Source organism: Sphingorhabdus sp., assembly GCF_035329025.1.
Lineage (GTDB): Bacteria > Pseudomonadota > Alphaproteobacteria > Sphingomonadales > Sphingomonadaceae > Sphingorhabdus_B.
This window is the reverse complement of sequence record NZ_DAOLHN010000012.1, coordinates 24,724-48,999: the sequence shown is the minus strand read 5'-3', so window position 1 is coordinate 48,999 and position 24,276 is coordinate 24,724. Positions and strand designations below refer to the sequence as shown.

The 24,276-nt window shown below is 58.8% G+C and carries 26 protein-coding genes; 14 read left to right on the top strand and 12 right to left on the bottom strand.

Annotated features, from left to right (window positions below; all coding sequences use genetic code 11):
* Positions 1-8: 8 nt before the first annotated feature.
* The 4 genes from PKC81_RS05000 to PKC81_RS04985 form a co-directional block, all read right to left on the bottom strand.
* Positions 9-1,382 carry a DUF4139 domain-containing protein gene (locus PKC81_RS05000; protein ID WP_324333765.1) on the bottom strand — a complete coding sequence of 458 codons (1,374 nt, stop codon included), beginning with the start codon at positions 1,380-1,382 and terminating at the stop codon, positions 9-11.
* A 137-nt stretch (positions 1,383-1,519) separates the two neighbouring features.
* On the bottom strand, positions 1,520-2,215 hold the full coding sequence (locus tag PKC81_RS04995; protein WP_324333722.1) for a DUF4167 domain-containing protein: 696 nt from the start codon (positions 2,213-2,215) through the stop codon (positions 1,520-1,522).
* 191 nt (positions 2,216-2,406) lie between these two features.
* Complete coding sequence (prmC, locus tag PKC81_RS04990; RefSeq protein ID WP_324333720.1) at positions 2,407-3,258, bottom strand: peptide chain release factor N(5)-glutamine methyltransferase; 852 nt, start codon at positions 3,256-3,258, stop codon at positions 2,407-2,409.
* Complete coding sequence (locus PKC81_RS04985) at positions 3,255-3,632, bottom strand: DUF2282 domain-containing protein (RefSeq protein WP_324333718.1); 378 nt, start codon at positions 3,630-3,632, stop codon at positions 3,255-3,257. The genes prmC and PKC81_RS04985 overlap by 4 nt, the downstream gene beginning before the upstream one ends.
* Here PKC81_RS04985 and tgt point away from each other — a divergent pair.
* The 11 genes from tgt (at position 3,631) to PKC81_RS04930 (ending at position 14,111) form a co-directional block, all read left to right on the top strand.
* Positions 3,631-4,758: a tRNA guanosine(34) transglycosylase Tgt gene (gene tgt / locus PKC81_RS04980; RefSeq protein WP_324333716.1), complete on the top strand. Its 1,128-nt coding sequence runs from the start codon at positions 3,631-3,633 to the stop codon at positions 4,756-4,758. The two genes, PKC81_RS04985 and tgt, sit on opposite strands and share 2 nt — an antisense overlap.
* Before the next feature lie 15 nt (positions 4,759-4,773).
* Positions 4,774-5,079, top strand: coding sequence for a YdeI/OmpD-associated family protein (locus tag PKC81_RS04975; RefSeq protein ID WP_324333714.1), 306 nt, complete (start codon positions 4,774-4,776; stop codon positions 5,077-5,079).
* 3 nt (positions 5,080-5,082) lie between these two features.
* Positions 5,083-7,773, top strand: coding sequence for a bifunctional [glutamine synthetase] adenylyltransferase/[glutamine synthetase]-adenylyl-L-tyrosine phosphorylase (locus PKC81_RS04970; protein ID WP_324333712.1), 2,691 nt, complete (start codon positions 5,083-5,085; stop codon positions 7,771-7,773).
* A gap of 11 nt (positions 7,774-7,784) precedes the next feature.
* A complete protein-coding gene (locus tag PKC81_RS04965; RefSeq protein ID WP_324333710.1) occupies positions 7,785-8,243 on the top strand; it encodes a peroxiredoxin in 459 nt (152 codons plus the stop codon).
* Between the two features lie 136 nt (positions 8,244-8,379).
* Positions 8,380-9,126, top strand: a complete 747-nt coding sequence (locus PKC81_RS04960) for a sulfite exporter TauE/SafE family protein (protein ID WP_324333708.1) — start codon at positions 8,380-8,382, stop codon at positions 9,124-9,126.
* Positions 9,117-9,914, top strand: coding sequence for a ferritin-like domain-containing protein (locus tag PKC81_RS04955; RefSeq protein ID WP_324333706.1), 798 nt, complete (start codon positions 9,117-9,119; stop codon positions 9,912-9,914). Before PKC81_RS04960 ends, PKC81_RS04955 begins: the two co-directional genes overlap by 10 nt.
* A 110-nt stretch (positions 9,915-10,024) precedes the next feature.
* Positions 10,025-10,741 carry a M23 family metallopeptidase gene (locus tag PKC81_RS04950; protein ID WP_324333705.1) on the top strand — a complete coding sequence of 239 codons (717 nt, stop codon included), beginning with the start codon at positions 10,025-10,027 and terminating at the stop codon, positions 10,739-10,741.
* 104 nt (positions 10,742-10,845) lie between these two features.
* A complete protein-coding gene (locus PKC81_RS04945; RefSeq protein ID WP_324333702.1) occupies positions 10,846-11,181 on the top strand; it encodes an iron-sulfur cluster assembly accessory protein in 336 nt (111 codons plus the stop codon).
* A 31-nt stretch (positions 11,182-11,212) separates the two neighbouring features.
* Positions 11,213-11,986 carry an exodeoxyribonuclease III gene (gene xth / locus PKC81_RS04940; RefSeq protein WP_324333700.1) on the top strand — a complete coding sequence of 258 codons (774 nt, stop codon included), beginning with the start codon at positions 11,213-11,215 and terminating at the stop codon, positions 11,984-11,986.
* A gap of 25 nt (positions 11,987-12,011) precedes the next feature.
* On the top strand, positions 12,012-13,151 hold the full coding sequence (locus PKC81_RS04935; protein WP_324333698.1) for a serine hydrolase domain-containing protein: 1,140 nt from the start codon (positions 12,012-12,014) through the stop codon (positions 13,149-13,151).
* A 51-nt stretch (positions 13,152-13,202) separates the two neighbouring features.
* Positions 13,203-14,111 carry an oxygenase MpaB family protein gene (locus PKC81_RS04930; RefSeq protein ID WP_324333696.1) on the top strand — a complete coding sequence of 303 codons (909 nt, stop codon included), beginning with the start codon at positions 13,203-13,205 and terminating at the stop codon, positions 14,109-14,111.
* On the opposite strand, the gene PKC81_RS04925 is transcribed toward PKC81_RS04930, so the two are convergent.
* From PKC81_RS04925 to PKC81_RS04905, 5 genes are all read right to left on the bottom strand, one after another.
* Positions 14,108-15,010 (bottom strand): aspartyl protease family protein, encoded by a 903-nt coding sequence (locus tag PKC81_RS04925; protein ID WP_324333694.1) that lies wholly within the window; start codon positions 15,008-15,010, stop codon positions 14,108-14,110. The genes PKC81_RS04930 and PKC81_RS04925 overlap by 4 nt on opposite strands.
* Positions 15,011-15,091: 81 nt before the next feature.
* Entirely contained in the window at positions 15,092-16,216 is a 1,125-nt protein-coding gene (locus PKC81_RS04920) for a DUF1501 domain-containing protein (protein WP_324333692.1), read from the bottom strand.
* A 4-nt stretch (positions 16,217-16,220) separates the two neighbouring features.
* A complete protein-coding gene (locus PKC81_RS04915) occupies positions 16,221-17,636 on the bottom strand; it encodes a DUF1800 domain-containing protein (RefSeq protein WP_324333690.1) in 1,416 nt (471 codons plus the stop codon).
* Between the two features lie 83 nt (positions 17,637-17,719).
* Positions 17,720-19,045 carry a sorbosone dehydrogenase family protein gene (locus PKC81_RS04910; RefSeq protein WP_324333688.1) on the bottom strand — a complete coding sequence of 442 codons (1,326 nt, stop codon included), beginning with the start codon at positions 19,043-19,045 and terminating at the stop codon, positions 17,720-17,722.
* Position 19,046: 1 nt separating this feature from the next.
* The gene (locus tag PKC81_RS04905; RefSeq protein WP_324333686.1) at positions 19,047-19,253 is read right to left on the bottom strand and encodes a hypothetical protein; all 207 of its coding nucleotides are present in this window, start codon (positions 19,251-19,253) and stop codon (positions 19,047-19,049) included.
* A 196-nt stretch (positions 19,254-19,449) separates the two neighbouring features.
* On the opposite strand from PKC81_RS04905, the gene PKC81_RS04900 reads away from it, so the two are divergent.
* Positions 19,450-19,659, top strand: a complete 210-nt coding sequence (locus tag PKC81_RS04900; RefSeq protein ID WP_298604683.1) for a hypothetical protein — start codon at positions 19,450-19,452, stop codon at positions 19,657-19,659.
* Positions 19,660-19,713: 54 nt separating this feature from the next.
* Complete coding sequence (locus tag PKC81_RS04895; protein ID WP_324333683.1) at positions 19,714-20,385, top strand: glutathione S-transferase family protein; 672 nt, start codon at positions 19,714-19,716, stop codon at positions 20,383-20,385.
* On the opposite strand, the gene PKC81_RS04890 is transcribed toward PKC81_RS04895, so the two are convergent.
* Positions 20,382-20,816 (bottom strand): hypothetical protein, encoded by a 435-nt coding sequence (locus PKC81_RS04890; RefSeq protein WP_324333682.1) that lies wholly within the window; start codon positions 20,814-20,816, stop codon positions 20,382-20,384. The genes PKC81_RS04895 and PKC81_RS04890 overlap by 4 nt on opposite strands.
* A gap of 92 nt (positions 20,817-20,908) precedes the next feature.
* Between PKC81_RS04890 and PKC81_RS04885 the strand changes: the two genes are divergently transcribed.
* Positions 20,909-21,442: a TetR/AcrR family transcriptional regulator gene (locus PKC81_RS04885; protein ID WP_324333680.1), complete on the top strand. Its 534-nt coding sequence runs from the start codon at positions 20,909-20,911 to the stop codon at positions 21,440-21,442.
* On the opposite strand, the gene PKC81_RS04880 is transcribed toward PKC81_RS04885, so the two are convergent.
* Together PKC81_RS04880 and PKC81_RS04875 are read right to left on the bottom strand one after the other, a co-directional pair.
* The gene (locus PKC81_RS04880; RefSeq protein ID WP_324333678.1) at positions 21,439-21,876 is read right to left on the bottom strand and encodes a hypothetical protein; all 438 of its coding nucleotides are present in this window, start codon (positions 21,874-21,876) and stop codon (positions 21,439-21,441) included. The genes PKC81_RS04885 and PKC81_RS04880 overlap by 4 nt on opposite strands.
* Positions 21,877-21,967: 91 nt before the next feature.
* Positions 21,968-24,268, bottom strand: coding sequence for a CDC48 family AAA ATPase (locus tag PKC81_RS04875; protein WP_324333676.1), 2,301 nt, complete (start codon positions 24,266-24,268; stop codon positions 21,968-21,970).
* Between the last annotated feature and the right edge of the window lie 8 nt (positions 24,269-24,276).

Here is a 24,276-nt window from a genome sequence, read left to right as displayed (position 1 = left end):
ATTCGGCCTCAATACCGGCTGTCGAAAGTCGCGGTCAGCGTCGCCTTGCCATTGGCTGGAACAGCAACGCTCCATTCGACACGGTCGGCGGACACACGTTTCCCTTCCTGGCTTTGCTCGGGGATGCGGACATCACCCCACAGGCCCGACTGTCCTAAGTCGACCGTAATGGCCTCGTTGCGCGCATTGGTGAATTCATAGCGCATCTTCGTTTTCCAGCGGCTGGAATTGATTCGCGTGCGCTCCTCGACAATAGTCTTCACCTTAAGGTCAAAAGCTTCGCCAGTGCGAATGGACATGGCACTGCCCATTGGGGTGGCTTCAATCCGGCTTTCACCGATAAATTGCGGGTCGCCGCGCTTGTCGCGCATATAGACGCGCATCGTTCCTGCTGGCAGCTGGTCACCCAAGCCGCCAGCGCGTGAAGTTGAAAATTTGAGCACAGACGAAGCGCTGGCTGCTTCATTGGTGGCCAGCCAGCCATTGTTGAATTCATAGGCCTTGCGAGCTGGTGCTGCTTTCACGTCGAGAAAGCTCACCTGCTTCTGCTGCGCATTGGCGATCGTGGTGCGTTCGGCGAGTGGGTAGAGATAATAGTCACCCAGCCGTTCGCGGTCATTGCTCTCGGTTCCAGCTTCGTCGATGGTTCCGGTCGAGCCATTCCAAGGGGTCGTCATATTGCGTCGCCCCCCGCCGCCATTGGTGTTGCCTGCGACCAGCAGCACATCGGCTTTGGTATAGTCCGTGCCGGTATTGTTGGTCAGCGTCACCCAGCCCTGAACGTCGATGGTCTGCTTGGCATCATCGAACAGCGTCACATAATCGGAGGTCCAGCCCAGGCCGGGGGTCAGATAGGTGAGCGTTGTTGGCGTAACACCGCCTTTCGATTCAAGAGTGACTGAAAGCGTCGGGCGGGCCCGCAAATTGGGGGGCACTTTGTCAAAAATCACACGCACTGGAAGGCCATCGTCGCGCAGCACTTCGATGGTGTTGCCGATCTGCAATACCACGCCGCCATTGGCCGCAAGCACCTTTGCCGCGACCCGCACTTCAGCGCCGGTCGCCGGATTGGTACGGATAAGCGTTACGGTTTGGCCGACCGCCTTTTCCATCAGCTTGGCGGGGGTCAACAGGTCGTAATCGAAATTCTGTTCGACAATGCCGATGCCGGGGCCCGTCAGCGTAACCGTTTCTGCCCGGATTTGCGCGGAAACGTCAGGAAATTCCTGTTTGGAACGCCCGGCAGGCATATTGAGGCGACGTGTGTCTTGGACGAGGCTTTGCCCGTTCTGATATATGGTAACCGCGACATCGCCCTGTGCGGTTTCGCCGCCGGGAACAGCAACTGTTGTCGCGTCCTGAGCCAATATCGGCGCAGCCATCGCGCCTCCCAATGCCAAGAGCCAGGCTGCACGCATAATGAAACTCCCCCGATAGTGGTCGCTATCGGATGAAGTATTTTTCTCAACCTGACCAGAGCCTTAATGAACCGGTGCGATTCGGTCCCGACGAGACTAGCTCACTCAGCAGCGACAGTTTCGTCTTCGGTTGCCTTGGGCTTGCGCGCGCGCGGCTTGCGGGCGGGCTTTGCTTCCGCAACCGTTACGTCCTCGTCATTGGCAGCGCCAATAGCAGGCGGCAGTACGGCGAGATCGAGGCCGGATTCTACTACCTCAGTTTCGCGCGGCTGTTGACGGTCATTCCTTTCATAGCGGTCATTGCGATCGCGACGGTTACGGTTGTTGTTGCGATCATTCCGGTCGTTGCGCTGGTTGCGCTCGCGATTGTCGGTCCGCTGCGGGCGTCGGTCTTCATCATCGCCCTGACGCAGATCAGCTTCGATATCGACGCCATCGGTTGCTTCCTCGGCGATGTCGCCACCTTCATTGTCGCGCTCGTCATCGCGCCAATCGCCACCTTCGCGGTCATCATTCCGCCATTCATTGCGCTGCGGGCGGTTTTCTTCCTGACGGCTACGGAAATCGGCGAGCACGCGGAAATAATGGTCCGCGAATTGCAGATAATATTCCGCCTGTACCCGATCACCGTTCAACTGGGTGTCTTGCGCCAGCTTTTTATATTTTTCGAGCATCTGCGCAGCGTTTCCGCGCGCGCGATTGTCGATGCGATTCTGATGATCGTAGCCATTGCGGTTATTATTCTGCGTACGATTATTGCTCCGGCCGCGACGGCGGCTGGTCTGCCGATTATTCATAAAGACGAACCTGTCCTGTAATAAAACAACCCAATTTCCGTGTGTTGTGCCCGTAACGCGACCGCCCTGTGCGGTCCCCCTCTATGTCGTCGATGCGTTGGGGCAGCTTCCCAAAAAGGGCCGGTTTCCGGCCACATCGCTGTGAAGCTATGACTGCCCTAGCCCGCCTATCCGGCGAATCCAAGCTAAATTTATCCACTGCCGGGCTTAGACAGGCTTAATGCGCGGATGATGCCCGCAAGGTCGCGATGTGGCTGGATGGCGAAGCCTTGCTCTTTTGCCAGCTTCGTGACAGCTGCGTCCTGGCCTTGGCCAATCTCGAATATTGCCACGCCACCGGAGGTGAGCAGTGCGGAAATTTGCGGAATCAGCAGCTTGTAATCGTCTAGGCCGTCTGCACCTGCGAACAACGCAGAGGCGGGTTCGTGCGCGCGAACCTGAGGCGCCAGCTCGGCTTCGGTTTCGACATAAGGTGGATTGCAAAGGATGAGATCAAAACGCCCCAGATCATCTGCCCAGCCTGCGTCTCGCCAGCTGCGGCGATAAAAGCGGCCCCGATCACCAAAGCCCAATCGCTCAGCATTGTTCTGCGCCACCGCCAGCGCCTCCGCGCTTGCATCGATGGCGACGCCCTGCGCCTCTTTGAAAATCGACAACCCCGCTAGGATCAGCGCACCCGAACCCGTGCCCAGATCGAGTATCCGATGCGGCGGACGTGAACCCGCAAAATGCCTTTGTGCCGCTTCGATCAAGGTTTCGCTGTCGCCGCGCGGGATCAGGACATCGGGGGTCACGACCAAAGTCAGATCCCAGAATTCCTGATAGCCACGAATATAGGCGACAGGCTCATGCGCCAGCCTCCGTTGCAATAGCGCATCAAATTCAGCTGGAGGGGTCAGATCGCGTGCGCGCAACAAAAGGTTGTTTCGGCTCAGGCCCAAAGCATGCGCCATCAGCAGTTCGGCATCGAGCCGGGGTGTGTCGCTCACTCTTTCCAGCAGCTGCGTGGCCGCGACCAGTTGTTGAGAGGCCGAGATGCTCATCTGGCGCGCGACCTTTGCTCCAAGGTTCCACCCAGCCGTTCACACTCACCGACAGCGACATATTTCCACCGTTCGGGCAGATAATCCTTTGTCGCGGTTCCGGCACAGTCGGTTCCCGGGCCCGCCGCGCAATCATTATATTGCGCCAAAGCGATGCCATAGCATTTCTCTCGGTCGGCTTTTTGTGGCTCGGGCATCACAAGGCCGCGGTCATTCATGTCATATTGGATGTCGGTGGTCGCGGGGCGTTCGCACGCCGAAAGGCTTGCCGCAGCGGCGAGCAGCCCAGCATAATGCAACAATTCCGGTTGTTTGTCGGGCCCCATGCGCCCCCAATAGCGCGAAAAGATTATGCCAGCTATGGCGAAGCGCATGCAATCCCGATTCGATTTCAAGATAGACGCAACCGACGGAAAAGCCCGCACCGGAAGCATCCAGATGCTGCGCGGCGAAATCCGCACGCCTGCCTTCATGCCTGTCGGCACCGCGGCGACGGTGAAGGCGATGCGTCCAGCCGAGGTGCGTGCGACCGGTGCGGACATCATCCTCGGCAACACCTATCACCTGATGCTGCGCCCGACGGCGGAACGCATGGCACGGCTGGGCGGCCTGCACAAATTCATGGGCTGGGACCGACCGATCCTGACCGACAGTGGTGGCTATCAGGTGATGAGCCTGTCGAGCTTGCGCAAGATCACCGAGGATGGCGTGACCTTCCAAAGCCACCTCGACGGCTCGCGTCATATGCTGTCACCCGAACGCTCGATGGAAATCCAGCGATTGCTCGGGTCCGATATCGTGATGGCGTTCGATGAATGCCCCGCCAATGGCGTTTCGCGCGCAGAGGCGGAGAAATCGATGGCGCTCTCGATGCGCTGGGCCAAGCGTTCGCGCGATGGCTTCGACAGCGGTGGCGAGCATGCCGAGCGCGCCGCCCTGTTCGGTATCCAGCAGGGTTCACTCGACGAGAAGTTGCGCAAGGAAAGCGCCGATGCGCTGATCGATATAGGTTTCGATGGCTATGCTGTCGGCGGGCTCGCGGTGGGCGAGGGGCAAGAGGCGATGTTTGGCTGCCTCGATTATGCGCCCGACATGCTTCCCGCTGACAAACCCCGCTACCTGATGGGCGTGGGTAAGCCTGACGATCTGGTCGGTGCGGTCGAACGTGGGATCGACATGTTCGATTGCGTGCTGCCGACGCGCAGCGGGCGCAATGGGCAGGCCTTTACATGTAACGGTCCGGTCAACATCCGCAATGCCAAGCATGCCGAGGATCAGGGTCCGCTCGATGAGCGTTGCGACTGTCCGGTCTGCACCACATGGAGCCGCGCCTACTTGCATCACCTTGTCCGTTCGGGCGAGATATTGGGGGCGATGCTGATGACGCAGCATAATCTGCATTTCTACCAGTCGCTGATGGCCGGAATGCGCGCGGCAATAGCAGAGGGCCGATTTGCCGCCTTCGCCGCCGAATTCAGGCGGGACTATCTGAAGAAATAGCGGTAGTTATCGATCATGGCTCAAGATATTGCCCAAGGCACAGTCCATCAGCTTCCTGACGATTTGCGCGAAGCATTGCTTGCCGATGCGGCAGTTTTTGGGCTTTGGCAGAGCATTACGCCTTTGGGGCGCAACGAATTCATTTGTTGGGTAGAGGATGCCAAGCAAGCCGCGACACGTGCGCGGCGCATAAGGCGCACAGGCGAAGAATTGCTAGAAGGCAAGAAACGCCCCTGCTGCTGGCCCGGCTGCATCCACCGCACCGATAAGGCCCCCAGCGCATGGCAGCAAAACGCCCTCATCGAAAAAAAGCGTCGTTAAGCCTTGCCTGTCTCCCAAGCCATATCGATTGCCCGGGCGAACAGCCCGTTCCTTGATCAGCTGATCGAGCGCCAGCCGGAACTGGTGGCTCTGCTGGCGCGTGAGGACTTTGAGGGTGCGTTGGCCGCGGCGCTTTCCATAACGGTCGAAAACGACACCGCTGCCACCTTGCGCAAAAGGCGGCAAGGCGTGGCATTGGTCACGGCGATTGCTGACCTTGCAGGCGTTTGGGATCTGACGCGCGTCACCCGCATCCTCTCCGACTTCGCCGACAGCGCGCTCGAAACCGCAATCGCGGCCGCCTTCGCCGAGCGCGTCCCCGATGCTCCGGTGCAAGGCTTCGCCGTGATTGGCCTTGGCAAACATGGCGGGCAGGAACTGAACTATTCCTCCGACATCGACCCGATCTTCCTCTACGATCCGGAGACACTACCACATCGCGAGCGCGAGGATGTCGCGGACAGCGCGGTGCGCATCGGGCGCAGGATTATCGAACTGCTCGGCGCGCGCGATGAAAATGGCTATGTCTTCCGCGTCGATATGCGGTTGCGGCCCTCGCCCGAGGTCACGCCCATCGCGATTCCGGTTGAAGCAGCGATCAGCTATTATGAATCGAGCGCGCTCGCATGGGAGCAGGCGGCGTTCATCCGCGCAAGGGCGGCAGCGGGCGACAAGGCGTTGGGAGACTATTTCCTCAAAAGCATCCAGCCCTTTGTCTGGCGGCGCAGTCTTGATTTTGGCCAGCTCGCCAATATCCGCAAGATGAGCGGGCAGATCCGCGATCATTATCACAAGGGCCAAGTACTCGGCCCCGGCTACGACCTCAAGCGGGGCAGGGGCGGGATACGCGAATGCGAATTTTTCGCGCAGGCGCACCAGTTGATCCACGGCGGGCGCGACCCCGGCCTGCGCATGGCCGACACCCGCACGGCCTTGGCCACATTGGCAGAGCGCGATCGGATCGGTGCGGATGAAGCGGAAACGCTGTCGTCGGCCTATCAGCTGCTGCGCACCGTCGAGCATCGGCTGCAAATGCTCGACGACCGGCAGACGCATAGCCTGCCTGAAAATGCCGCCGATCTTGATCGCGCGGCGCGGTTGCACGGGCTTACAGATGGGGAAGCGCTGGTCGCTCTACTCGAACCGGTCGTGACCAGTGTGGGAGCGATCTATGACGGGCTGGCTGGCGCGGAAGATGAGAGCACAAAGCGGCTTGCCGATGATGGCCTGCCACTGGAGGATCAGCTTTCAGCGCTGGGCTATGCCGATCCGCCAGCCGTTGCCCAAAGACTGGCGCGCTGGCGCAGCGGCCAGTTGCGCGCAATCCGCTCCAGCTCAGCGCGTGAGGCGTTCGAAACCGTCCTTCCGAAAATCATGGAGGCGCTGGCCAAAGCACCGGACCCGTCCAATGCGCTCGCCCGGTTCGACAATGTGATCGAGGCGCTGCCGAGCGCGATCAATTTCTTCAACCTGCTCGATGCCCGCCCAGCATTGCTGCAATTGCTGGCTGACATTTTGAGCTATGCCCCGACGCTGGCCGATGCGTTGGCGCGACGCGGCGAGTTGCTGGAAGGGTTGATCGATACCAGCGCCTTCCGCCTGCCTGAAAGCCGGGATGCTCTGCTGGATGAGCTGGAAGCGCGGATAGTCGATGACGATTATCAGACTTTGCTTGATCTTGTCCGGGCCTTTGTCGGCGAAAAACGCTTCGCTTTTGGTGTCCAGCTCGTCGAGGGGCAACAAGACCCGCTCGCGGTCTCGCACGCCTATGCAATGCTCGCGGAAATCGCGGTCGAGAAACTGACTGCGGCAACTGTCGCCGAGTTCGAGCGTGCCCATGGCAAGGTGCCAGGTGGTGAGCTCGCGATTCTGGCGCTGGGCAGGTTCGGTGGTGAAGCGCTGACGCACGCTTCGGATCTTGACCTCATCCTGCTTTTTTCAGGCGATCATGGCGAAGAATCCGATGGCCCTCGGCCTTTGGGCGCTACGCAATATTTCAACCGGTTGGCACAGCGTGCAGTGGGCGCGCTGACTGTCGCGACGGCATCGGGCGCGCTATACGAAGTCGATACCAGACTGCGGCCCTCCGGCGCGCAAGGGTTGCTCTGCGTTTCATTTGAAAGTTTTGCCAAATATCAGCGCGAAGAGGCGTGGACGTGGGAGCATATGGCGCTCACCCGCGCGCGACCGGTTTATGGATCGGCGCAATCTGCAGCGCAGTTGGAAGCGATAATCAACGAAACGCTGGCGATGCCCCGCGATGCAGGCAAACTGGCGGACGACATCATCAAGATGCGCAGCGACATGGCGACGCACAAGCCACCCAAGGGCGCGCTCGACGTAAAATTGCTGCCCGGTGGTTTGGTCGACGCCGAATTTGTCATCCACGCGCTGCAACTGCGGTTCGGGCAGGGCCTTCATCCGCAGCTTGATCGCGCCGCCGATGCGTTGATCGCTACGGGGCTTTTGCCGGAAGGATTTGCGCCTTCGCAGGCGTTACTGACGCGGTTGCTCGTCATGCTGCGGCTGGTAGCGCCCGATTGCGAGGTTCCGCCCGAGCCAGCGCAAGCCGTAGTTGCGAAGGCGCTGGGCTTCACCAACTGGGGTGATGTTGTGCAGGCTGTCGACGCTGCGCGGGGTATCATTTCCGCCGAATGGCAGGGCATCGCGTCAAGATTGAAAAATGGAATGTAAGGAGAAAAATTATGACTGATGTCAACGATACCCTCCCCGCCGTGACCGTGAAAGACAGCGCTGGCAATGATGTGGCGCTAGGCGCGCTGAAGGGGCCGTTTGTCTTCTATTTCTATCCCAAGGCGGACACTCCTGGTTGCACCAATGAAGCGAAGGACTTTACCGAGTTGCAGGGCGAATTTGCGAAAGCAGGCGCTACCGTTTACGGCATGTCAAAGGACAAACCCGCCAAGCTGACCAAATTTGCCGATAAATATGACCTGAAGGTCTCGTTACTTTCCGACGAAGAGAGCGATGCCACCGAACAGATGGGCGCGTGGGTCGAAAAATCGATGTACGGCAAGAAATATATGGGCATCGAACGCTGCACCTTCCTGATCGGCAAGGACGGCAAGGTCGCGCGTGTCTGGCATAATGTGAAGGTCAAGGGGCACGCGGCGGAGGTGCTGGAGGCGGTGAAGGCGCTTTGAGTCGATTTCCAATAACTGTCATTCCCGCGAAAGCGGGAATCCATGGTCCGCTGATGCGGTTTATACCGACAATTCAGACCATGGACCCCCGATCAGTCGGGGGTGACACATTGTTTGTAATACAGACTAATGTTTTATGACCACACCCATTGCCCTCTTCCTCGTCATCACAGCTTTCCTGACAGCCCTGCTATCGGGCATTTTCGGGATGGCTGGCGGGTTGGTGCTGATGGGTGCGCTGGCGCTTGTCTTGCCGGTGTCGGCGGCATTCGTGACCCACGGATTGCTGCAGCTTGTCGCCAATGGCTGGCGCGCGGTGCTGCACCGCGAGCACATCGCCTGGCCAATCCTATGGAACTATGCGCTCGCGTCTGCGGTTGCGGCGGGTGTGGTGCTGGCCATCGGCTTCATGCCTTCAAAGCCCGTCCTGTTTCTGTTGCTTGGGCTCGTACCTATGCTGGTGTGGCTGCCCAAAGGCTGGTTGCAGCTTGATGCCTCCAAAACGCCGCACGCGCTGATGTCAGGGTTTCTGGTGACTGCATTGAACCTGAGCGCGGGTGTGGCTGGGCCGTTGCTCGATATCTTTTTTGTGCGAACCGCGTTGAACCGCCACCAGATCGTCGCGACCAAGGCGGCAACGCAGGTGTTCAGCCACTTGGCGAAGATCATTGTCTATGGCGCACCATTGCTGGCTGCCGGCAGCAGAGGGGTGCCGCCTTGGTGGGTGTTTGCTTTGGCGATCCCGGCATCAATGCTGGGCACAACTGCGGGCGGTTGGGTGCTCGATCGGTTGAGCGACGCCAATTTCAAGCGCTGGACGGCATGGATCGTCACTGCCATTGGCGTCTTCTATCTCTGGAAGGCTTGGAATTTATGGTTCTGACGCTGGGTGAAGCGTGCAAATCGGTGCTCGAAACCGCCGACCCGCAGGCGAAGCTGATGCGGGCACGGGCGGTTGCTCGCGATTGGCGGCTGGGTCGGCTGGAACATAGTTTCGACACCCAAATGCCAGATTATCCGGCACGACCCGATCATCCCGAACTGCTGGCCCCACGTTTCATGCCAAAGCGCCGCAGGGCCGGATCCGAGCGAGCGCGGATCGCCATGTTGCATGCACTGGCGCATATCGAATTTGTCGCGATTGATCTTGCTTTCGATCTGCTGGGGCGGTTCGGTGGGCAATTCCCGCGCGAATTTGCCGATGATTGGCTGCGTGTGGGGGCTGACGAGGCGATGCACTTCGCATTGCTCGACCGGCGGCTCAAACAACTCGGCAGTCACTATGGCGCGATGCCCGCGCATGATGGGCTTTGGGAGGCGGCTTACGCGACACGCGACGATGCGCTGGCGCGCTTGGCCATCGTCCCGATGGTGCTCGAAGCCCGTGGTCTCGACGTGACGCCAGCGACAGTGGAGCGATTCGAGGCGCAGGGCGATTCGGCCTCGGCACGCATCCTCCAGCGCATTTTTACCGACGAAATCCGCCATGTTTCGGCGGGAACGAAATGGTTTGAATCGGGATGTCGCGATGCCGAACTATTACCAAAGTCTTACTGGAAAGTGCTGGTAAACCGCCACTTCCGGGGGGCTGTTAAGCCTCCGTTCAACGACTCGGCGCGTTCGAAGGCCGGTTTAACGCGGGATTATTACATGCAGGTTGCATTGTCCTGACGGCCCAGCCAGACCCAATGGCACATAAGGGGTAGGCAAATAATTGCCGCAAATTTGGGGATCAGTCCCGTACGCAAATGCGGGATTGCAACAAAGGGTCGTAATTACACATGGTACACAGCGTTTTGGCTTCGGGCCAATCACTGATGGGAAAAGTGTTACTTGCAGCTAGCCTCGTCGCTTCGGCTTCGGTTGCTACACCTGCACTTGCCAATTCCGCCGCCGCTGCGTCTGACGCTTTCCGCGTAAAGCCGGAAGATGTCGCTTCGAACAAGACTGCACTCGGCGTTTCCGATCCCGAATTCCGCGCTCTTCACGATGGCTGGGGCCAGGTGAGTGGATCCGCGCGCAAATCTCAGGTTGCCGTTCCGTCAATCAACCCCGTCGAATCGATGCGCATGACCAGCCAATATGGCTATCGCACCGATCCCTTTCAGGGTCGCCGCAAGAATCACAAAGGTCTCGACATTGCAGGCCCCATCGGTACGCCGATCTACGCAACCGCCGATGGTATCATCGGCCGCGCACAATGGGTTTCCGGCTATGGCAAATATGTCGAAATCGAACATGGCAATGCCATCCAGACCCGCTATGGCCATCTTTCAGCAATGAACGTCTATTCGGGCCAGCGTGTCCGCAAGGGCGACATCATTGGTTTCATGGGTTCGACCGGCCGTTCGACCGGTAGCCACCTGCATTATGAAGTCCGCATCGCTGGCGAGCCGGTCAATCCGACCAGCTTCCTTGAGAGTGCAACAAAAGTGTCAAATATCTTGATTGCATCCAAGGATGCTGATACCAAATCTATGGGCGGTCCAGCTGAATAAGCACTACCGACCGTAAACGCATCACCTTTGGGAGAGGGTGTAATCTGGGGCTGGCATCGTGGAGACACCTTGCCGCCCTTTTTGTTTGTCCCTACATATAGGACATGACCATGTCTCCCGACATCCAGCTTTTGCCAAATGCCGCGAAACGCGTAGCGGAAATCGCGCATAAGCTCGGTAAGGCGCCTTTGCTGCGCCTATCGGTTGAAGGTGGCGGCTGTTCAGGATTCCAATACCGTTTCGGTCTGGCCGATGCGGTCGAAGCCGATGATGTCATCGCCGAATCGGGTGAGGCAAAACTGGTTGTCGATTCGGTCAGTCTTGATCTGGTGCGTGGCTCGGCAGTCGATTTTGTTGAATCGCTTGGTGGCAAAAGCTTTCAGGTCACCAATCCCAATGCCCAGTCGGGCTGCGGTTGCGGTTCCAGCTTTTCGGTTTGATGAGCGGCTGACCCCTCGCTAGGGTCGCAACATGCGTATCGCTACATATAATATCAACGGCATCAAAGCGCGTCTGCCGCGTCTGCTCGAATGGCTCGACGAAACCCGGCCCGACATAGCCTGCCTGCAGGAAATCAAAACGCAGGACGAAGGCTTCCCTGTCGCTGAGTTTGAACGTCTTGGTTATGGCGCGATCTGGCACGGGCAGAAAAGCTTCAACGGTGTGGCCATCCTCGCACGCGACGCCCAACCGGTCGAAACCCGGCGCGGTTTGGCGGGCGATCCGGAGGATGAACAGTCGCGCTATCTGGAGGCGGAAGTGCATGGCGTTCGTATCGCCAGCATCTACCTGCCCAACGGCAATCCCCAGCCGGGGCCTAAGTTCGATTACAAGCTGAAATGGATGCAGCGCCTGCGTGCGCGTGCAGCGGAATTGGCGGTGCTTGAACTGCCGGTGGTGCTCGCGGGTGATTATAACGTCATCCCGCACGATCATGACATCTGGTCGACCAAGGCGCTTCTCGACGATGCGCTGCGTCAGCCGGAAAGCATCGCCGCCTATCGCACTTTGCTCGCCGATGGCTGGACCGACGCTCTGGCCACGCATTTTCCGCAAGGGCGGGTGTGGACCTATTGGGACTATCAGGCAGGCGCCTGGCAGCAAGACCATGGTTTTCGTATCGACCATCTATTGCTCAGCCCGGTCGCGGCGGATCGACTGCGTGCTTGCGGCGTCGACAAGGACCATAGAGGTCGCGAGAAAGCGAGTGACCATGCCCCGACATGGATTGAGTTGGGTGACTGAAACAGAACAGGGGAGGGGAGTGTCTATGAGCAGACAAGTACTTGAGAAGGCTTTTGCCGAATCCGGATTGCCCGGAGCGGTGGCGTTAATCGCGGACCGCGACGGCGTTCGCCTTGTCGAGGCGTTCGGCCATGCCGATGCGACGACTGGAGCGGCAATGGAAATCGACACGATCTTCCAGATAGCGTCAATGACCAAGGCAATCGTGTCGGCCGGTGCAATGCAACTGGTGGAAAGCGGCGCACTCGATCTGGATGCACCCATTGGCGACCTGCTCCCGCAATTGGCGGATCCGCAAGTGCTCACCGGCTTTTCCGACAGCGGAGAACCGCAATTGCGCCCTGCATCGCGCCCGATCACGCTCCGCCATTTGCTGACGCACACGGCGGGGCTCGGCTATTTCTTCATCCGCCCGGAAGTGCTGCGCTATTTCGCCGCGACCGGAATGCCGGCACCGGGCTCGCTGGCATCTATCCAGATGCCGCTGCTGTTCGATCCGGGAGAGAATTGGGAATATAGCGTTGCAACTGACTGGGTCGGGCTGGCGGTAGAGGCTGCATCGGGCAAGCGGCTCGGTCAGTATCTGCAATCCAACCTGCTTGATCCACTCGGCATGTCATCGACCGCATTTCTCGATGCACTTCCCGACGATGCAGCCAAGGTGCATGCCCGCACACCGGAGGGCGATCTCGCCATCCAGCCGATGTTCCTTGGCGGTGGCGAGTTCGATGCGGGCGGCGGCGGGCTGTCGTCGACCGCGCATGATTATGGCCGCTTCGTGCGCATGATGCTGCGCGGTGGCGAGTTAGACGGACATCGTGTGCTGGCAGAAGCAACGGTCGCTGAAATGGCGCGCAACCAAGTCGCGCCGCTGCGGGCTGGCTTTATGGGTTCAGCGATGCCCGATCTCGCCCAACCCTATGACACGTTCCCCGACCAGCACACCGGCTGGGGCCTCGGCTTTCTAATCAATCCGGAGCAGGGCCCCAATGGTCGCGCGCCCGGCAGCTTGGCCTGGGCTGGTATCTTTAACAGCTATTATTGGATCGATCCCGCTAATGGCGTTGGCGGGGTGATGATGAGCCAGCTCGCGCCCTTTGGCGATGCAGGCGCCTTGGGTTTCTTTGGCGCGCTGGAACGAACAGCTTACGGGATTGAAGCTTGACAGGCTGCGTTTAATCACGCGATTAAATCAACTGATCCCGAGGAAGGATTGATGATGAACGCACCGATCCGCAAGCCTTTACCGCCCTTCGATTACAGCGAGCCCGCTGGCGCGCCTGCCTTTTTGGGGCCAGATTCGGTTGCGTGGCGGGTGTACAAGAACCAGATTGCGCTGGGCATTGGCGGGGTCGCTGCCGTGCTTCTGGAATTTGCCGATCCGCGCATCCGTTCGGGCGTGTGGGACCATTCGATCTACAAGGTCGATCCCATCGGCCGATCCGAGCGCACCGGCTATGCCGCGATGATCGGTGTTTATGGGCCTCAGGCTGCCGCCCGCCGCGTGATCGAAGGGGTCAACCGCATGCACGCCAAGGTGCAGGGTGAAACGCCCGGCGGCATCGCCTATTCGGCGAAGGATCCAGAGCTGCTCGATTGGGTCAGCGCAACCGCAGGCTATGGCTTCCTGACTGCTTACGACCGCTTTGTTGCGCCTTTGTCGGTCGAGGATCAGGAACGCTTCTACCGCGAAGGAACAGCTGTTGCCGAACTCTACGGTGTACAGAACAAGGTGAACAGCCGTGCCGATTTCTTCGCCATGATGGAAAAGCTGGCCCGACGGTTCGAACCGCATCCCATCAACACAGAGTTTCTCGATATCATCCAGTCGGGTAAGGCCGCGCCGCAAATACCACGCTTCCTGCACCGGGCACTGGCGCGCGCTGCTGTCTCGATCCTGCCACCGCTGGTGCGCGATCGGCTGGAATTGGGCCGTGAATATGATCTCACCTTTGCCGACCGCATCGCCATCAAGCTGGTAGCGCGCGCAGCGGAGCGCAAGCATGATCCTGAATCCCCGCCCGCAAAGGCCTGTGTGCGTTTGGGGTTGCCAAGCAACTTTCTTTATTTGCGCTCCGCCGAGCAGCAGCGGTTGCTAAGGGCCACTGAGTTGGCCGCCGCTTAGTCCGGTCTACAGACAGCGATCCGTTTTGATCGTTGGTCGATCAGGATTTTGTGGTGTTGCAGTACACGGGCACCGACCATAAGTTCGGGGAAGCGCTCAGAAACGCGAACATTGATGTTGGTAAATTCGGCGCCGCCGAAACGGAATGGGCCAGGCACCAGCGCGGTCTGTGTTTCGAGGCTGGTATTGGTCAATGTCGCATCTCCGGCGGCCTGCAACGGTCCACCGCCGATTTTGTCGAAAAGTGATTTTGGCATTATAAATTCAACATTGGCACCCGTATCCATTTGCCCTTCGGTTTCGACATTGCCGATCGATACGGGGATGCGAAATGGACGTTCATAGGTGACGACCTGTGCGTCGTCTGCCGGTAGTTCGAGTGAGCGGTTGAAAGATAAAGTGCGGGTCGGATAATCGATTATCAGCACGCCATCAGCGAAAAAGTCTCGACCGATAATACCCGATATCGCGGCTTCCGCTGAAAGGCGACTGCTATAGTCGCGGGTGATGACTTCTATATTTTCTCTCCGATATCCGCCGATTTCGAGAGATTCGAAGCGGGTCATATCGACGCTGGCCGTCGCAACACCGTCGCTCGTTAGGCCGCCATTGGTGATGGGCAGCGTTAGGGCTTTTGTCAGGCTGGCATCCGAGCGACCCAGTCCGCTGGCACCGGTGTCGATTGCAAATGCGAAAGGCCCTTTATCGTTGACCATGACATCGACGTAGATGCGCCCATCGACCACTCGAAAGGGTACGCGGAATAGAGAGTCGACATCGGCATCGGCGCGACAGACATCAGCATCTTTGACAGTGGTATGCGCGCAAGCGGTTGTTGTTGTGGCCGCTGCGAACAGGCTGGTTGCCAGCAAAAGGATTTTCTTCGGGGACTTGGACAAAACAGGTTACTCCGTATTAGCGTATTAATACGGTGATTGAATGTGTGCGGCTAGTCAATACTGTTAAGACACCGGTACTTTTCAGGCAAAATCCGGAAAGACAGTTCGTCGCAACCTTTCGGCGTCAATGCCATAATGCGCCGAAAGGGCAGCCACGACCACCATCTCGAAGCGCATCGTCGGCTTGAGGTCGCGGCCTTCGTAAAGCTGGTTTGTTGCAAGGCCCGGCCAGTCGCTGACTATCTTTCCGCCGTTGGTTAGGCCACCACCGAACAGCATTGCTGCAGATGCCGTGCCGTGATCGGTGCCGCGCGTGCCGTTCACATGCACGGTGCGGCCAAATTCGGTGGCGACCAATATCAGCGTTTTGGACCATGCGGGTCCCATTTCTTTGCGCATAGTGTCGATCATCTCATCGACACCTTTCAGCACGGTGCCCAAACGCCCTTCCTGATTGAAATGTGTGTCCCATCCTGTTGTCTCGACCATTGCAACACGCGCGCCGTCGGCCCCGGCCATCAGGCTGGCGACGAGCTTTCCTGCGACATTGCCGCCACGACCGGCGCCCGAGTCTATGCTGCCCGCCATAGCTTCTGTCGCTGTTGCGCTTTGCCAAAGCGGCGCGAGCTGGGCGTCCTCGGCATAGAGCATCGCTACCCGTTCCATCAGCGCGGTATCGGCATCGGGCAGGCGTGAGGGGGCGTAGCTGCTGACGGTGTAAGGTCCGCGTAATGCGAGCGGAATGGCATTAGCAACGGCAATCGCCTTGCTCTCGCCTTTTGGCAGCAGGCTTAACAAGCGGTTCAGCCAGCCATCGTCGCGGCCATAGGGCCGGGTTCCTGCAGTCTCCAGCATGTTCTGCCCGTCGAAATGCGAACGCTCACGATAGCCAGAGGCAATGGCATGATAGAAAGCCGCCTGTTTCTGCGCGAACAACCCGGCGCTCGTGGTCATTTGCGGGTGCAAGGTGAACAAGCTGTCGAGCTTTGTCCCGGTCGTGGCCTCACTTGCGATTTCACCTCGAGCGCCAACAAACGCCGGATCACCCGTTGGCGCGAGGATGGCAAGTCCGTCGGCGGCGCCGCGCTGGATGATGAAGATGAAGCGCCGGTCGGTTTCGGCTGCGGCAAAGGCCATGCGCGGAGCTATCGCAACTCCAGTAGATGCGAGCCCGGAAAGGATCAGGCGGCGTCGATTGAAGATCATGGGCTTATCTCCGAAGAAACTCGGGGGAAACGAGCAGCAGCGCGAGGCCCTGCTCGGGGCTTTCGGCGCGGGCAATATGCTCTGCGGTCATTGGCGAAAGGGTGCCGGGAAGGATGCTGGGGGCAAGTTTGCGCGCATCGACACGGTTGGCGGCGAGCTTGGCAAAACGGCCTGCAGTTTCGACCCTTCGCATCAGCCCCGCAGGTCCCGCCCAGTCCGCTGCAATATCGCCATAGCCTTTGGGCGAGCCCGGTTTCCAAACGGGTTGACCCATCTGGTTGAACAACGCGACAGCGGCCCGCTCGCGTCCGGGCACTTCTAAAACGCCAAGCGCCCGCAACGATGACAACGTCCATTCCCATGGGGTTTTGAACTTGGTCCCCGTCTGGGCCCAGCTTTCGGGCGCTTCTATCAGGGTGCGATAGAGCGTGGCAAGATCACCGCCTGTTTCGACGAAATTGGCTTCGAGTCTTTGAACCAGCGCAGGGGGCGGATCGTCGGCGACAAAATGACGCGCCAGTTTGGTTGCGATATGCCGCGCCGTTGCCGGGTGGGTAGCAAGGTCCGATAGGATGGCATCCAGCGCCTTGGCGCCATTTTGCGCATAGCTCCGCCCGACAATCGTGCGCTTTCCCGGTTCGTGCAGCGCGTCGACGAATATGCCTTCACCCGGTTTGGTGTCGCTGCCCAGAATGCGCTGCAATCGGCGTTCACCCAGTCCGCCGACCGTGAGGCCCGTCATAGCGCGGGCAAATTCGGTGACGTCTGCTTGGCTAAAGGCGGTTCTGTCGCCCAGTGTATGGAGTTCCAGAATTTCGCGAGCGAGATTTTCGTTGAGTCCAATTTCGCGTTTGCGACGCGAACCGATACGTTGTGCAAGCACGCTGTTGGGTCCGATCGATTGCGCCTGATCGAGATATAGAAGCATTGCTGGATGCCAGCTTGCCGCTTTGAGTAGATCGGCAAAACGGCTGAAAATATGCGGTCGGATTGCTTCGAACTCGAAATTGCCCGCAAGGCCGACCGTCACAATCTTGTCGATCGAAATCGCAAAATGGTTTGCCCAAAAATGTACCAGTCGTTCGGCAAAATCCTGTCGCGAAGCGAGCGCGACGCCGAGGCGGGTATCAACTGCCGCGACATATTGATCGCGCAACGCCTTGCGATATTCGTTGAATTGCAGTTCGGCTGCATCGGCACCATCGGCCTTTGCAGCCTTGCGTTCCCGATTTTCGATACGCAGGTCTTTGATGGCGGTAATCAATTCGCTTCGGGGCGGCAGAGCTGAAATGGCAGCGGGCCTGGGATCGAATTTCGCCATCTGGTCGATCAACCAGCGTTTGGGGTTGGCAAGCGGTGCGGCATCGGGCCGCGCACCCAACCCGAAGCGATTCAGGGCAATTGCCGTTTCGATGGCCATCGACTGTCCTCCTCGTTCAAGGCTACCCCAAAAAATGCAGGGTCTTTTCCCTAAACGGACGAGCTGACGAAACCCTTCGCTTTTTATTTGGCTTTCGCGCGCACCCGCCAGATGATGTTGCCGACATCGTCGCTGACCAGCAGCGCGCCGCTTTTGTCGATGGCGAGCATCGTCGGGCGGCCTTGTGCTTTCTCCTCCTTGTCGAGGAATCCAGTCAGCACATTGAGCGGTTGGCCGGTGGGCATGCCGTTTTTGAACGGCACGAAAATCACGTCATAGCCGGATTTCGGTACCCGGTTCCAGGACCCGTGGCGTGCGACAAAGGCGCCGCTGGCGAATGCGCCGCCCAGCTTTGCCCGGTCGGCAAAGACCAGGCCAAGCGGCGCGGTGTGCGCGCCAAGCGCATAGTCGGGGCGACGTTCATATTCGCGCTTCTCGGGCTTTCCGGGTTTGACACGATGGTCGGTATAACCGCCCCAATAATGGTGCGGCCAGCCATAGTCCGCGCCGAATTCGACCAGCGCAAGATAATCCGGTACGGTGTCCGAACCCAGCATGTCGCGTTCGTTGACGACCGTCCACAGTTGCCCCTGGCTATCCCAATCAAGACCGACCGGATTGCGTAGGCCCGAGCTGTACGCCCCGCTTTTACCGGTAACGAGGTCGAGTTCGATCACCCGTGCACGGCCAATTTCCTGATCGAGGCCATTTTCGGCAATGTTGCTATTCGAACCTACGGCGATGTAGAGTTTCGTGCCATCGGCGCTGGCCGCAAGGTTGCGGGTCCAATGGTTGTTCGGCGCCTTGGCGTTGAGTTCAAGGATCTTGTTACCCTTGGCCGTAATCTTGGTGTCGCCTTCCTTGTAAGGGAAAGCCATAACGGCATCAGTATTTGCAACGTAAAGGATGTTGCCAACCAAGGCCATTCCAAAGGGCGAGTTCAGCCCTTCGAGAAACACGCTCTTCACCTCGGGCTTGCCGTCGCCATCGGCGTCACGCAACAGGGTGATGCGGTTGGCAGAAGGTACGGCTGCGCCAGCCTTTTCGAACAGTTTTGCCGCAATCCAGCCTTCGATGCCTTTCATGCGGTTGGCGGGGGCATTGGTTTCGGCGACAAGCACGTCGCCATTGGGCAGCACATAGATGTTGCGTGGATGGTCAAGACCTTCGGCAAAGCGCTCAACGACTAGTCCTTCGGCAGCGGTCGGGGCCTCTCCCGCCTTCCAGCGATCGGCCTCCGCGACCGAAACGGTCGGGAACATCTGCTCGCGCGCTTCGGTGATTTCAGGCTTCGGACCTGTCACCTTATCGAGCGATAGCTGCGCGACGTCGGGGCGGGTCGCATACCATCCGCCGATTCCGATAAGGACGAGCAGAAACGCCAGGAATCCAAAGATGTGCTTGCGCATGTTAACGCCCTTCCTCTGCACGTTTGCGATCGAATATCCATACCAGTATTGCCAACAGGCCACCAATTCCGAAACCTGCAACCATCCCGATCGAAGCCTCGTTCATCGCAATGCCGACAATCGAACCGATCAGTAGGCCGATAAACAGGAAAATGCCGCCGCCAAAGCGCGGGCGATCGGATGAAGGCTTATTGTCTGGGATGGTCATATTTCGGTCTTTGCCACCATATGGGGGGCGGGGGCAAGCCTTCAAGCCAACACATCTGTTTCGAACAGATCTGGCTAACGCTTCGGTAACCACGTGCTGGAAGGCTTCATCTACCGATTGCGGGTAAAAGCGTCCCTGCAGGCAGGCCACACCCCGGTCAGCCTGCCACTCAATAACCAAGAGGTCGCACTCGAACATGTATCTGCCGCTTTATGTCAACGCCCGCGATGTCAGCGAGGCGCAGGCCCTGATTGCCCGTTTTGGGTTTGAGGCCGGGCTTGAAGCGGCAGAACGTGCCGAAAAGAGCCGCAATGTTGGCAACCATTTGCATTATTGCCGCTGGCGTCAGATTGAACGGCTGGTAATCCTGCTCAATCTTGAAACCTCATTGGGCACTATCCACTGAAAAGCGCCAACAGTGCGCTTCCATTTCTGACGCAGAATCCCTAACAGGGCCGCCATGTGGCAGCTCCTGCAATTTCCCCTATGTCCGTTTTCGCGCAAGGTGCGCCTGCAAATGGGCGAAAAGGGGATTGCCTATAGCCTGGTGCGCGAAAATCCGTGGGAACATCGCGACGAATTCCTCTACATGAACCCTGCGGCGCGCACGCCGGTTCTGGTAGACCCGGCGCGCAACCTGACCTTGTGCGATTCCGTCGCGATTGGCGAATATATCGAAGAGGTCAGCGACACCGCCCCGATGATCAGTGGCTCTGCGGCCTACCGCGCCGAAATCCGTCGCCTGACCGCCTGGTTCGATCAGCAATTTTATGGGGATGTCACCGCACCGTTGCTCCATGAGCGGATGAAAAAGCGGCTGGTGCATCGGCAGCCACCCGACAGCACCGTGCTGCGCGAGGCGATGCGGCTGGCGAACGGGCACCTCGACTATATCGATTACCTTATCGACCACCGCGCGTGGATGGCGGGCCCGACAATGAGCATGGCCGATCTTGCCGCCGCCGCGCAGATTTCGGTTGCCGACTATCTGGGCGGGATTGACTGGAGCGGGCACGAGCAGACCAAGAGCTGGTATTCGATGTTCAAAAGCCGCCCGAGTTTCCGGCCTTTGCTATCCGAGAGGATGGAGGCGATCACGCCTCCGCCCTATTATGAGCAGGTCGACTTTTAAGCTGGAGCAGTGTCCCGTAGCGCGCCGCTTTTGATCAGCGGAATCAGGAGCAGCGCAACGAGCAACGTGTTCGAAACGATGTTAAGCGCAAAACCGGTTGCGTACGAAATATAACCGTCGATCACATACCATCCTACCGTTGCCACCAGCACGGCGCGCCAGAAAGGGGTGGCGCTGTCGCGGGTCAGTCCGAATATGGCCTTGAACACACCGAGCAAGGTCAAACCCCAGCCTATGCTGACTGCACCCATCAGTCCCAGAGAGAAACGATGATGCGCGTCAGGCACCGCCGGGAAGGGGTTGCCAAGCATATCGAATACCGGCCGCACCAACCCTTCGGTTGCCGCAAATGCGCCGCTTGCCAGTACAATACCGAAGATAATCACGCCCCATGCCCAAAGTTTGAACCAATTTTGCCAAAAGCTTGACATAGCATTTTCTTTCCTGTCCGAAAAAGTATGTAGCGGATGCTACAATAACGTAACGGTCGCTACAAGAGTTAATTGCGCATAAGCAGGGCTGGATGGAACAAAGCAAAACAGACGAACGGCGTTCCGCAATTGTTGACCGGCTGGCCGACCATGTGCTTGCGCACGGTCTGGTGTCGGCCAGCTTGCGGCCGTTGGCCAAGGCCGCTGGTACCAGCGATCGTATGTTGCTCTACTATTTTACAGATAAATCCGAATTGCTGGCTGCCACGCTCCAGCGCATTGCCGAACGCATGACTATAGCGATGGCGGATCACGCCGCACCGGAGCCCTTGCCGCTGCCCGCTCTGCAGAAAAGACTCGCGAGCTTACTTTTTGAAGATCGTTTCTGGCCATATATGTGTATCTGGATCGAACTGGCGAGCAGGGCTGCGCGAGGTGATCCGCTTTACTCGCCGATCGCCGCCGCAATCGGGCAGGGCTTTCTTGCCTGGGGCGAGGCGCAACTGGCGGCAAAAAATGATGCGGAGCGCGCGCGCGATGCGGCCAAATTACTGGTCGCTATAGAGGGCATGATGCTGGTCCGCGCGATCGGATTGCATGAGGTCGCCAACCGAAGTCTGGACTAGCTCTCCGGCGCCGCGCTCCGCTTCCGGTTCCAGACCAATATTCCTGCGATAGCCGCCAAAATAAAAGACAGCGTGCCCAGTATTGGAAACAGCAAAGCGGATGCCATTAACAGCCAGAATACCCAGCCGGTCTTGCCATTTTTATATGGATCTTCGCGCCCGCGAACAATGTTGATAAAGGCAGCAACACCCAGAGCGACTGCGACGGGCAAGTATAATGCGGTCAGCATGAACAACCAAAAGGCAACGCCCATTTCATATAGCGTCTGTCCATAATCCTTTCCTGCGATAACGCACCGGTGCGCCATGCCTTCATTTAACTGGCAGCCTGCCGATTGCGCGATGATAGCTGCGGCGAAGGTTATCAAGACGGGAGCTATCGCAATGAGCAGCGCCAACCCGGCACTCACAAACAGAGAAGTCGATAGCTTCACATTTTTGCTCCCTTGATCAGGTTGGTGAAAACTTAGACCAATTGGGTGCCTATGCTAATGCTCCGTTGAACCGGTGCAAAAAATGCTGCGGTCAGGGTTCGTGCTTTGACGCCTTGACCGGCTTTATCATTCCCGGCGTGACGAAACCCATGCCTTCGGGCACCAGCGCCGCCTGTTTGAGTTTGGTCTCCATCGATCGATATTCCTCCTCCATTTCGGGAGAAACCGTTGCGCGACTGGCGTTCAATGCCTGGCTAAAGTGGGTCATCCGCACTTCGTTGGCGTCGCTTCCGCCTTCGCGCAGAGCAAACAAGCCGGCACGACGGACGAGGTCTTCCAGATCGGCACCGGTGTAGCGATCGGTGCGCTCGGCGATTTCGTCAAGATCGACGTCCTTACCGAGCGGCATCTTGGCCGTGTGAATCCCTAAAATGCGCCGACGGCCGCCCTTGTCCGGTACGGTTACATAGACCAGCTCGTCAAATCGCCCCGGACGAAGCAATGCCGGGTCCATCAGCGTGGGCCGGTTGGTTGCACCGATGACGACAACGGATTGCAATTCTTCCAGACCGTCCATCTCGGCGAGCAAAGTATTGACCACGCGCTCGGTCGCTTGCGGTTCGCTCGCACCTCTTCCCCTTGCGGGCGCAAGACTGTCAATCTCGTCGATGAAGATAATCGTAGGGGCTACTTGCCGCGCACGCGCGAACAGGCGGGCGATCTGTTGCTCGCTCTCGCCATACCATTTGCTCAACAGGTCTGATGACTTGGTCGAGATGAAATTGGCCTCACTCTCTCGCGCCACCGCCTTAGCCAGCAAGGTCTTGCCGGTTCCGGGCGGTCCGTAAAGCAGGAACCCCTTGGCCGGGCGGATGCCGAGACGGCGGAAGGCGTCTGGGTTTTTGAGGGGGAGCTCGATTCCCTCCTTCAGTTTTGCCTGCGCTTCGTCGATACCGCCGACATCCTCCCATCGGACATTGGGCGACTGAACCATCACCTCTCGCATTGCCGAAGGCTGGACGCGCTTGAGCGCTTCGAGGAAATCGTCCCGGGTGACCTTCAGATTCCCCAGCACTTCGGCCGGGATTGTTCCGGTTGAAAGATCGAGCTTGGGCATGATGCGCCGGACCGATTCAATCGCTGCCTCGCGGCTGAGGGCGTTGAGATCTGCGCCGACAAAGCCATAGGTCGTTCGCGCCAGTTCGCGCAGTGAGACTTTGGCATCGAGTGGCATGCCGCGCGTATGGATCGCCAGGATTTCGCGTCGACCGCTTTCATCGGGAACGCCCACAATGATTTCGCGGTCAAAGCGCCCTGGGCGGCGCAGCGCTTCGTCGATGGCTTCAGGCCGATTGGTTGCTGCTATCACGACCAGATTGGTTCGCGGCTCCAGCCCGTCCATCAGCGTCAGCAACTGTGCGACCAGCCGCTTTTCGGCCTCGCCGTGCACTTTGTCCCGTGACGGGGCGATCGAATCGATCTCGTCGATAAACAGGATGGAAGGAGCGGTCTTGGTAGCTGCCGCGAAAATCTCCCGCAGTTTCTTTTCGGATTCGCCATAGGCCGATCCCATGATTTCGGGGCCGTTGATGACGAAAAATTCGGCCTCGCTCTCATTTGCAACCGCGCGGGCAAGACGCGTCTTGCCGGTTCCCGGCGGGCCATGCAGTAATACGCCGCGCGGTGGATCGACGCCCAGCCGGGTGAACAGCTCTGGATAACGCAAGGGAAGCTCGACCATTTCACGCAACTGGCGAATGGTATCGGCCATGCCGCCAATATCGTCATAGGTAACATCCGCGCGACGCACATCGCCGTCATGGCTATATTCAGCACGCAGCTCGACATCGGTATCCTGGTCGATATGGACGATGCCCTTGGGTGTGGTTGACACCACCGTCAGACGGATTTCAGTGAGCGCGAAGGCGGGTGCCGCCAGCATTTGCGCCAGTTGCGGCGGCATATTTTCGGGCGCGACACGCTGTTGGCCGTGGGTCGCAACAACATCTCCGGCCAACAGCGCGCGACCGATGAAATTGCGTTTGAGGGCATCGCCCGGTCCTTCGAGGCGGATTTCGGGCTGGGCTGGCGCAAAAACGACGCGCTTCGCAGCGATTGACGTAGTTTTCTTGACCTCCACATGGTCACCTGCACCGGCTCCAGCATTGGCGCGTTGCAAGCCGTCGAGCCTAATGACTTCGAGGCCTTCATCTTCCGGGTAAGGGTCAAAGGCTCTTGCGACGGTTGTTCGCTTACCGATAATCTCGATAACATCGCCCTGCTGCAGGCCATGTTCGGCCATGAATTCGCGCGACAGGCGGGCAAGTCCGCGCCCCGAATCCTCGGGCCGGGCATTGGCAACCTGGAGTTTGCTGTTTTTTTGCTTTGCCATATCCGGTT

Coding starts and splice junctions, on each gene's coding strand:
- PKC81_RS05000 (WP_324333765.1), bottom strand. CDS start 1,382: ATGGCTGCGCCGATATTGGCTCAGGACGCGACAACAGTTGCTGTTCCC.
- PKC81_RS04995 (WP_324333722.1), bottom strand. CDS start 2,215: ATGAATAATCGGCAGACCAGCCGCCGTCGCGGCCGGAGCAATAATCGT.
- prmC (WP_324333720.1), bottom strand. CDS start 3,258: ATGAGCATCTCGGCCTCTCAACAACTGGTCGCGGCCACGCAGCTGCTG.
- tgt (WP_324333716.1), top strand. CDS start 3,631: ATGCAATCCCGATTCGATTTCAAGATAGACGCAACCGACGGAAAAGCC.
- PKC81_RS04985 (WP_324333718.1), bottom strand. CDS start 3,632: ATGCGCTTCGCCATAGCTGGCATAATCTTTTCGCGCTATTGGGGGCGC.
- PKC81_RS04975 (WP_324333714.1), top strand. CDS start 4,774: ATGGCTCAAGATATTGCCCAAGGCACAGTCCATCAGCTTCCTGACGAT.
- PKC81_RS04965 (WP_324333710.1), top strand. CDS start 7,785: ATGACTGATGTCAACGATACCCTCCCCGCCGTGACCGTGAAAGACAGC.
- PKC81_RS04960 (WP_324333708.1), top strand. CDS start 8,380: ATGACCACACCCATTGCCCTCTTCCTCGTCATCACAGCTTTCCTGACA.
- PKC81_RS04955 (WP_324333706.1), top strand. CDS start 9,117: ATGGTTCTGACGCTGGGTGAAGCGTGCAAATCGGTGCTCGAAACCGCC.
- PKC81_RS04950 (WP_324333705.1), top strand. CDS start 10,025: ATGGTACACAGCGTTTTGGCTTCGGGCCAATCACTGATGGGAAAAGTG.
- PKC81_RS04945 (WP_324333702.1), top strand. CDS start 10,846: ATGACCATGTCTCCCGACATCCAGCTTTTGCCAAATGCCGCGAAACGC.
- xth (WP_324333700.1), top strand. CDS start 11,213: ATGCGTATCGCTACATATAATATCAACGGCATCAAAGCGCGTCTGCCG.
- PKC81_RS04935 (WP_324333698.1), top strand. CDS start 12,012: ATGAGCAGACAAGTACTTGAGAAGGCTTTTGCCGAATCCGGATTGCCC.
- PKC81_RS04930 (WP_324333696.1), top strand. CDS start 13,203: ATGATGAACGCACCGATCCGCAAGCCTTTACCGCCCTTCGATTACAGC.
- PKC81_RS04920 (WP_324333692.1), bottom strand. CDS start 16,216: ATGATCTTCAATCGACGCCGCCTGATCCTTTCCGGGCTCGCATCTACT.
- PKC81_RS04915 (WP_324333690.1), bottom strand. CDS start 17,636: ATGGCCATCGAAACGGCAATTGCCCTGAATCGCTTCGGGTTGGGTGCG.
- PKC81_RS04910 (WP_324333688.1), bottom strand. CDS start 19,045: ATGCGCAAGCACATCTTTGGATTCCTGGCGTTTCTGCTCGTCCTTATC.
- PKC81_RS04905 (WP_324333686.1), bottom strand. CDS start 19,253: ATGACCATCCCAGACAATAAGCCTTCATCCGATCGCCCGCGCTTTGGC.
- PKC81_RS04900 (WP_298604683.1), top strand. CDS start 19,450: ATGTATCTGCCGCTTTATGTCAACGCCCGCGATGTCAGCGAGGCGCAG.
- PKC81_RS04895 (WP_324333683.1), top strand. CDS start 19,714: ATGTGGCAGCTCCTGCAATTTCCCCTATGTCCGTTTTCGCGCAAGGTG.
- PKC81_RS04890 (WP_324333682.1), bottom strand. CDS start 20,816: ATGTCAAGCTTTTGGCAAAATTGGTTCAAACTTTGGGCATGGGGCGTG.
- PKC81_RS04885 (WP_324333680.1), top strand. CDS start 20,909: ATGGAACAAAGCAAAACAGACGAACGGCGTTCCGCAATTGTTGACCGG.
- PKC81_RS04875 (WP_324333676.1), bottom strand. CDS start 24,268: ATGGCAAAGCAAAAAAACAGCAAACTCCAGGTTGCCAATGCCCGGCCC.